Origin of the sequence: Spirillospora sp. NPDC029432 (assembly GCF_040703975.1) — a bacterium.
Classification (GTDB): domain Bacteria; phylum Actinomycetota; class Actinomycetes; order Streptosporangiales; family Streptosporangiaceae; genus Spirillospora.
This window is the reverse complement of the sequence record NZ_JBEZWH010000136.1, coordinates 1-7,729: the sequence shown is the minus strand read 5'-3', so window position 1 is coordinate 7,729 and position 7,729 is coordinate 1. Positions and strand designations below refer to the sequence as shown.

The 7,729-nt window shown below is 73.8% G+C and carries 8 protein-coding genes and 1 pseudogene; all 9 read left to right on the top strand.

Going from position 1 to position 7,729, the window contains the following annotated elements:
• The coding region (locus AB0881_RS41425) for a UDP-N-acetylglucosamine 2-epimerase (RefSeq protein ID WP_366626388.1) at positions 1-375 on the top strand (375 nt) is incomplete at its 5' end.
• Positions 372-1,670, top strand: a complete 1,299-nt coding sequence (locus tag AB0881_RS41420; RefSeq protein ID WP_366626387.1) for a nucleotide sugar dehydrogenase — start codon at positions 372-374, stop codon at positions 1,668-1,670. The genes AB0881_RS41425 and AB0881_RS41420, both read left to right, overlap by 4 nt.
• A 42-nt stretch (positions 1,671-1,712) precedes the next feature.
• The gene (locus tag AB0881_RS41415; RefSeq protein WP_366626386.1) at positions 1,713-3,320 is read left to right on the top strand and encodes an alpha-amylase family glycosyl hydrolase; all 1,608 of its coding nucleotides are present in this window, start codon (positions 1,713-1,715) and stop codon (positions 3,318-3,320) included.
• A 93-nt stretch (positions 3,321-3,413) separates the two neighbouring features.
• Entirely contained in the window at positions 3,414-4,340 is a 927-nt protein-coding gene (locus AB0881_RS41410) for an ATP-binding cassette domain-containing protein (RefSeq protein WP_366626385.1), read from the top strand.
• Positions 4,337-5,119, top strand: a complete 783-nt coding sequence (locus AB0881_RS41405; RefSeq protein ID WP_366626384.1) for a hypothetical protein — start codon at positions 4,337-4,339, stop codon at positions 5,117-5,119. Before AB0881_RS41410 ends, AB0881_RS41405 begins: the two co-directional genes overlap by 4 nt.
• A gap of 263 nt (positions 5,120-5,382) precedes the next feature.
• Positions 5,383-5,766 carry an ATP-binding protein gene (locus AB0881_RS41400; protein WP_366626383.1) on the top strand — a complete coding sequence of 128 codons (384 nt, stop codon included), beginning with the start codon at positions 5,383-5,385 and terminating at the stop codon, positions 5,764-5,766.
• A gap of 143 nt (positions 5,767-5,909) precedes the next feature.
• Complete coding sequence (locus tag AB0881_RS41395; protein ID WP_366626382.1) at positions 5,910-6,692, top strand: aspartate dehydrogenase domain-containing protein; 783 nt, start codon at positions 5,910-5,912, stop codon at positions 6,690-6,692.
• The gene (locus tag AB0881_RS41390) at positions 6,689-7,444 is read left to right on the top strand and encodes an alpha/beta fold hydrolase (protein ID WP_366626381.1); all 756 of its coding nucleotides are present in this window, start codon (positions 6,689-6,691) and stop codon (positions 7,442-7,444) included. The genes AB0881_RS41395 and AB0881_RS41390 overlap by 4 nt, the downstream gene beginning before the upstream one ends.
• Positions 7,445-7,470: 26 nt before the next feature.
• Positions 7,471-7,729, top strand: a pseudogene (locus AB0881_RS41385) (cupin domain-containing protein); the annotation flags it as partial.

The window sequence follows — 7,729 nt, the reverse complement described above, 5'->3', positions numbered from 1 at the left end:
GGCCGCGCCAACCTGCTGGCCGCCGGCCTGGACGCCCACCAGGGCGTGCACGTGCTGGACCCGCTCGGCTACATCGACTTCCTGGCGGCGGTACGCGGCGCGGCGGCCGTGGTGACCGACTCGGGCGGGTTGCAGGAGGAGACCACCATCCTCGGCGTGCCGTGCCTGACCGTGCGGCCCAACACCGAGCGGCCCATCACCATCACCCACGGCACCAACCGCCTGGTCACCTTCGACGACCTCGTCCCCGAAACCCGCAAGGCCCTGGACGCCGACCGGCACGGGGCGAGACGAACACCGCCGCTCTGGGACGGCCACGCCGGCGAACGCATCGCGGAGGTCATCCAGGACTGGCGAGGGGAGACCGCCCGATGACGGTTGGGGAGGACACGGCAGGGGTGGACATGGATCTGGTGGTCATCGGGCTCGGTTATGTCGGGTTGCCGCTCGTCAGGGAGGCCTGCCGGGCCGGACTCCGCGTCGGGGGCCTGGACCGCGACACCCGCGTCATCGACGGCCTGGCCGCGGGCCGCTCGCACATCGACGACGTCTCGGACGGCGAGGTCGGCGAGATGCTGGCCGCCGGTTTCACTCCCGGCACCGGCCCGCACTTGCTGGCCGCCGCCCGCACCATGGTCATCTGCGTGCCCACGCCCCTCTCCGAGGAGGGCGGCCCCGATCTGACGGCGGTCAAGGGCGCCGCGGCCACGATCGCGCCGCACCTGCACCCCGGCGACCTGGTCGTCCTGGAATCCACCACCTACCCCGGCACCACCGAAGAGGTCCTGCGGCCGCTGCTGGAAGAAGGCTCGGGGCTGACCGCGGGCACCGACTTCCACCTCGCGTTCTCACCCGAGCGCATCGACCCCGGCAACCCGCACTACGGCGTCGCCAACACCCCCAAGATCGTCGGCGGACTCACCGAAGCCTGCGCCCAGGCCGCCGCCGCCCTCTACGGCAAGTTCGTCGCCCAGGTGGTGCTGGCCAAGGGCACCCGCGAGGCCGAGATGGCCAAGCTGCTGGAGAACACCTACCGCCACGTCAACATCGCCCTCGTCAACGAGATGGCCGTCTTCTGCAACGAGCTCGGCATCGACCTGTGGGACGCCATCGACTGCGCCGCCACCAAACCGTTCGGGTTCCAGCCGTTCCGCCCCGGACCCGGCGTCGGCGGCCACTGCATCCCCATCGACCCCAACTACCTGTCGTACAAGGTCAGGTCGCTGGGCTACCCCTTCCGGTTCGTCGAACTCGCCCAGGAGATCAACGACCGGATGCCGCGCTACATCGTCGAACGCGCCCAGCAACTCCTCAACCACCACGGCAAAGCACTCAAAGGCGCCCGCGTCCTCCTCCTCGGCGTCACCTACAAGGCCGACATCGCCGACCAGCGCGAATCCCCGGCCCGCCCCATCGTCCGCCGCCTCGCCCGACTCGGCGCCGAACTCGCCTACCACGACCCGTACGTGCCGTCCTGGCAGGTGGACGGCGCGGACGTGCCGGCGGCGGACGGGGAGCTGGCGGAGGCGCTCGGCAGGGCCGATCTGGTGCTGCTGCTGACCGGGCACACGGCGTACGAGCCGGAGCTGCTGGCCGAGCACGCGCCGCTGCTGTTCGACGCGCGCGGGCACACGCGCGCGACCGGGAACCCGGCGATCGAGACGCTCTGAAGGAAGGAGTGACGACGCGGGACGGATGGGAATCATCGGACAATGACGACCTCCCGCACCGGTACGTCCTGGCTGGACGGCGCCGTCCTCTACCAGATCTATCCGCAGAGCTTCGCCGACTCCGACGGCGACGGGATCGGCGACTTCGCCGGCATCACCGAGCGGCTCGGCCACCTGTCCTGGCTGGGGGTGAACACGATCTGGATCAATCCGTGCTTCGTGTCGCCGTTCCGGGACGCCGGGTACGACGTGTCCGACTACTTCCGCGTCGCGCCCCGCTACGGCACGGACGACGACCTGGCCGCGCTGGTCGAGGCGGCCCGCGGGCACGGCATCCGGGTGCTGCTGGACCTGGTGGCCGGGCACACCTCCGACGAGCACCCGTGGTTCCTGCACTCGGCGGACGACCCGTCCGACCACCGCTACATCTGGACGGACGGCGGCGGCCCGGCCCCGCGCGGCTTCGTGCCGTCGCCGGGGAGCCGGCCCGGCGCGTACCTGCCGAACTTCTTCGAGTCCCAGCCCGCCCTCAACTTCGGCTACGCCCGCGAGAAGGAGGGCGAGCCCTGGCGGCAGCCGGTGGACGCCGAGGGGCCGCGCGCCAACCGGGCCGCGCTGTGCGAGATCATGGACCACTGGCTGCGGCTCGGCCTCGCCGGGTTCCGCGTCGACATGGCCTCGTCGCTGGTGAAGGACGATCCGGGGCTGCGCGAGACCGTCCGGCTGTGGACGGAGCTGCGCGGCTGGCTCGACCGCACCCACCCCGAGGCCGTGATCATGGCGGAGTGGGGCGATCCGGCGGTGTCGGTCCCGGCGGGCTTCCACGTCGACTTCTTCCTGCAGTTCGGCGGCGAGAACGACGGGCTGCCCATGCGGTCGCTGTGGAACAACGGCCAGGGGACGGTCCTGGAGCACTGGGACCCGCTCGACTGCTTCTTCGACGCGGGCGGCGGGGGATCGCCGCGCCCGTTCATCGAGGCGTGGCGGGAGGCGACCAGCGTCATCGGCGGCTCGGGGCACGTCTCGCTGCCCACGTCCAACCACGACTTCGCCCGGCTGGCCTGCGGCGCCCGCACGCGCGAGCAGCTGCCGGCCGCGTTCGTGCTCCAGATGACGTGGCCGACGCTGCCGGCGATCTACTACGGCGACGAGATCGGCATGCGCTACATCCCCGATCTGCCCGACGTGGAGGGCAGCCGCCTCGGGCCGCGCTACAACCGCGCGGGCTCGCGCACGCCCATGCAGTGGGACGCCGGCCCGAACGCCGGGTTCTCGACCGCCGCCGCCGACCGCCTGTACCTGCCGCTGGACCCGGACCCGGGCCGTCCCGACGTGGCGACCCAGCGCGCCGACCCGGACTCGCTGCTGAACCTCGTCCGCCGCCTCATCGCCCTGCGCGCCGCCGCGCCGGAGCTGCGCGGCGGCGGGGAGGTCGAGATCCTGAACGACGGGTTCCCGTTCGCGTACGTGCGCGGCGGCCGCTACCTCGTCGTCGTCAACCCGCGCCGCGAGCCGGCCGTGCTCCCGCTGCCGCGCGCGGACCTCGCCTCCGCGCGCCCGGTCGAGAGCGGGGGAGTCGCCCTGGACGCGGACTCCGTGAAGGCCGACGCCTTCTCGTACGGGATCTTCGAGTACGCCGCCGGCCCCTGACGAAAGTCGGGGCCTGACCAGGCCGATCGGGCACTGCGCCGCCGCCCGCCCGCTCCCTACCGTGATCGCGGTAGACGACGAGCGGGAGAGTGCATGATCACCCTGGACGGGCTGACGAAACGGTACGGCGACCGCACCGCCGTGCGGGACCTGTCGCTGACGATCGAACCGGGGCTGGTGACGGGCTTCCTCGGGCCGAACGGGGCGGGCAAGTCCACCACCATGCGGATGATCCTCGGCCTGGACCGGCCGACGGCCGGCACGGCGCTGGTCGGCGGCCGGCCGTACGCCGCGTACCGGCATCCGCTGCGCCAGGTGGGCGCGCTGCTGGACGCCAAGGCGCTGCACCCGGGGCGGTCCGCGCGCCGGCACCTGCTGGCGATGGCGCACAGCAACGGGATCCCCGCGTCCCGGGTGGACGAGGTGCTGGGCGTGGTCGGGCTGCCGGACGTCGCGGGCAAGCGCGCCGGGACGTTCTCGCTGGGCATGGGCCAGCGGCTCGGCATCGCGGGCGCGCTGCTGGGCGATCCGCCGGTGCTGATGTTCGACGAGCCGGTGAACGGCCTGGACCCCGACGGGGTCCGCTGGGTGCGCGAGCTGATGCGGTCGCTGGCCGCCGAGGGGCGGACGGTGTTCGTCTCCAGCCATCTGATGAGCGAGATGGAGCTGACCGCCGACCGGCTCGTGGTGATCGGCAAGGGCCGGCTGCTGGCCGACGCGCCGATCGCCGAGGTCCTGGCGGGCAGCTCCCGCCACCGGGTCAGGATCCGCGGCCCGCGGCCGGAGGGGCTGCGGAGGCTGGCGGCCGAGCTGGCCCCGCACGGTGTCGCGGCCGAGGAGGTCGCGCCGGGCGAGCTGCTGCTGTCGGGCACGACGGTGGACCCGGTCGGCGATCTCGCGTTCCGGCTCGGCGTCCCGCTGTACGAGCTGAGCCCGCAGGACGCCACCCTCGAACAGGCCTACATGGAGCTGACCGCCGGCAGCGTCGAGTACGCGGCACCCCAGGGAGCGGACCGATGACCGCGGTACCGGCCGGGGGCGGGATGCCCGGCGCCGTCCGCTCGGAGTGGACCAAGGCATGGTCGGTCCGCGGCACGTGGTGGAGCCTGGTCGGGGCGGGCGTGCTGATGGGCGCGGCCTGCCTCCAGCTGGCGATCTTCACGGTGAACGCCAACGGCAACGACGATCCCGCCGATGACAGGGGTGTGGTCGCCCTCGGCACGATCGCGTTCGGCGCGGTCGATCTGGCCCAGTTCGCGATCATCGGGCTGGCGATGCTGCTGATCACCTCCGAGTACACGAGCGGCGCGATCCGCACGACCCTCCAGTGGATTCCGCGCCGGGGGACGATGCTGCTGGCCAAGACGGCGGTGGCCGCCGCCGTCGGCGCGGTGGCCGGCACGCTGCTGGCGGCGGGCGGCTCGCTGGCCGCCGCGCCGCTGCTCGGGCGCTGGGGGGAGTTCGCGCTCGGCACCTGGCTCGGCGACGTCCTGGCGGTGGGCGCCTACCTCGGCCTGATCAGCGTGTTCACGCTGGGCCTGGGCGCGATGCTGCGCAGCTCGGTGGGCACGCTGATCGTGGCCTTCCTGATCTTGATGGTGATCCCGGCGACCCTCCAGGCGAGCGACATCGAGGCCGTCGAGCGCGCCGCGAAATTCCTGCCAGGCGTCGCGGGCACGTCGTTCATGCGGGGCGAGGCCGAGGCGTACCCGGCGCCGCTGGGCCTGCTGATCCTGGCGGCCTGGGCCGTGGCCGCCGTCGCCGCGGGGTACCAGGTCCTGCGCCGCCGGGACGCGTAGCCCTTACGGGGACGGCGGTTCCGCTGTGTCTTCCGCCACGGCGCGGGGCATGGCGGGACCGCGTTCCCCATGGTGGCGAAGCCGCCCGTCCGGGCGTCCCCCGCCCGGCGAGGGCACCCCCCGGCCGAGCACCCGGTATGGGCGGGTACGTTCTGACCTGTGGACCCGCGCCCAGACCCCACCGCGGGCTGGGTATAAACGGAGGAGCCGGGCTCTGGCCACCGGCGCGCGGACGGTGGCGGCGATCATGGGGGGATGGACGCGTGGGCGACTGGACGGTGATCGGCACGATCACGCTCGCCGCCGTGCCGGAGAGCGTGGGCGACGCCAGGCGGTTCGCCACCGAGACGCTGCCGGACGGCGACCGCACCGACACGGTTGAGCTGCTGGTCTCCGAGGCCTGCACCAACAGCGTCCAGCATTCGCGGTCCCGGTTCGGCGGGAAGTTCACCCTGACCCTGGCCGAGTGCGACGGCGCGGTGCGCTGCGAGGTCGTGGACGACGGCAGCCCGACCCTCCCGACCCGGCGCGAGGGCGGCGAGCTGCGCGGCAGCGGATACGGCGTGATGCTGATCGAGACGCTGGCCGACCGGTCGGGCCATTTCGTCGAGGGCAAGCGCCTGCACACCTGGTTCGAGCTCGACTGACCGCACCCTGATCATCGGAGGGCGGATCCCCATCGGGGGGTCCGCCCTTTTTCGCGGCCTCGTGCCGGCCGCCTTGCGCGCCCGCCTCCGCCCAGATACTTTTACTCCAAGTATTTTCATACCAAGCTATTAGCGGAGGGGCCGTGCGGGTCGGGGTGCTCGGGCATGGAGCGATCGGGGCACGGGTCGCGGGAGTGCTGCGCGAGGGCGGCGTGCCCGGGGCCGAGCTGTCGGCCGTCCTGCGGCGCGGCGCCGGGGCCGTGCCCGAGCGCGTCGAGGACGTGCGGGAGCTGGTCGCGTCCGCCGACGTGGTCGTGGAGGCCGCCGGGCAGGGCGCGCTGCGCGAGTACGGGCCGGACATCCTGGACGCCGGCCGCGACCTGGTCGCGGTGTCGGTCGGGGCCCTGGCCGACGACGCCCTCTTCGGCCGGCTGAGCGGCGCCAAGGGGCGGCTCCTGGTGTGCCAGGGCGCCCTCGGCGGGCTGGACGTCGTCCGCGCGGCCGCGATCGGCGGGCCCCTCACGGCGGTCCGGCTGACCTCCTCCAAGGCGCCGGGCTCGCTGGTCCAGCCCTGGATGGACGACGGCCTCGCCGGCCGCCTCCGCTCCCTCAAGCCGGGGGACGAGCCGGTCGTCCTGCACGACGGGGCCGCGCGCGAGGCCGCCGAGCGGTTCCCCAAGAACGCCAACGTGGCCGCCACGCTCGCGCTGGCGGCGGGGGACTGGGACGCCGTCCGGGTCCGCCTCGTCGCCGACCCCTGCGCCTCGATGACCCGGCACGTCGTGGAGTTCGCCGGGGCGGTCGGGCAGTACCGCTTCGAGCTCGCCAACCTCCCCGACCCCGACAACCCGGCCACCAGCGGGCTGGTGCCGTACGCGGTGCTGCGGACCCTGGCCGACCTGGGCGCCTCCTGGCGGGTCGCGTGATCGGGGACACCGGGACCGGCGCGCCCCTGCTGTGCCTGCACGGGATCGGCTCCAGCGGCGCCTCGTTCGACGCGATCACCCCGCTGCTGGCGGACCGGCTGCGCGTGATCACCCGGGACGCCCCGGGCTACGCCGCCGCGCCCGACCCCGGCGGCCCGCCCGGCATGGACGGCTACGCCGACGCCGCCGTCGCGGTCCTGGACGACCTCGGCATCGGCCGGGCGCACGTCCTCGGCGTCTCCTGGGGCGGCGTGATCGCGACCCGGATCGCCCTCCGCCACCCGGACCGGCTCGGCTCGCTGATCCTCGCCGACTCGACCCGCGGCTCCGGCGCCTCGCCGGAGAAGGCCGCGGCCATGCGCGCCCGCGGCGCCGAACTCGCCGGGTCCGGTCCCGCCGCGTTCGCCCGCAAGCGCGCCGCCCGGCTGCTGTCGCCCGCGGCCACTCCAGCCCAGGTGGACGCCGTCGCGGCCGCGATGGCCGCCGCGATCCGCATGCCCGGGTACGGGTACGCGGCCGAGTCCATGGCCGCGACCGACCACGGTCCCCGCCTCGGCGAGGTCCGGGCCCGCACCCTCGTGCTCGTGGGCGAGCACGACGCCGTCTGCCCGCCCGCCGAGAGCCGGCTGATCGCCGCCGCGATCCCGGGCGCCCGCTACGCGGAGATCCCCGGCGCCGGCCACCTGTCCAACCAGGAGCGGCCCGAGGCGTTCGCCCGGGCCGTACGCGACTTCCTCCATTCCGACGACTGAACGGCACCGAACGAAGGGGCACCGCCATGACCGATCTGGAGCAGCTGATCGACGGCTGCATCGCCAGCAGGGACAGCCGCCTGGAGGACTGGGACACCCTCGGGTTCCAGGCCAAGGCCGGTGAGGAGTTCAAGCGGGCGCAGATCCGCTACATCGGCTCGGGCGCGACCGGCGACCACGAGAGCGACAGCCGGATCCTGCCGTCGGAGCACTTCACGTTCTCCAACATGCGGCTGCCGGCGGGGGCGATCGGGCCGGAGCACACCCACCATGACGTGGAGGAGG

What these genes read in the sequence shown, in the direction of transcription:
- AB0881_RS41420 (WP_366626387.1), top strand. Translation starts at nt 372, where the DNA reads ATGACGGTTGGGGAGGACACGGCAGGGGTGGACATGGATCTGGTGGTC.
- AB0881_RS41405 (WP_366626384.1), top strand. Translation starts at nt 4,337, where the DNA reads ATGACCGCGGTACCGGCCGGGGGCGGGATGCCCGGCGCCGTCCGCTCG.
- AB0881_RS41410 (WP_366626385.1), top strand. Translation starts at nt 3,414, where the DNA reads ATGATCACCCTGGACGGGCTGACGAAACGGTACGGCGACCGCACCGCC.
- AB0881_RS41415 (WP_366626386.1), top strand. Translation starts at nt 1,713, where the DNA reads ATGACGACCTCCCGCACCGGTACGTCCTGGCTGGACGGCGCCGTCCTC.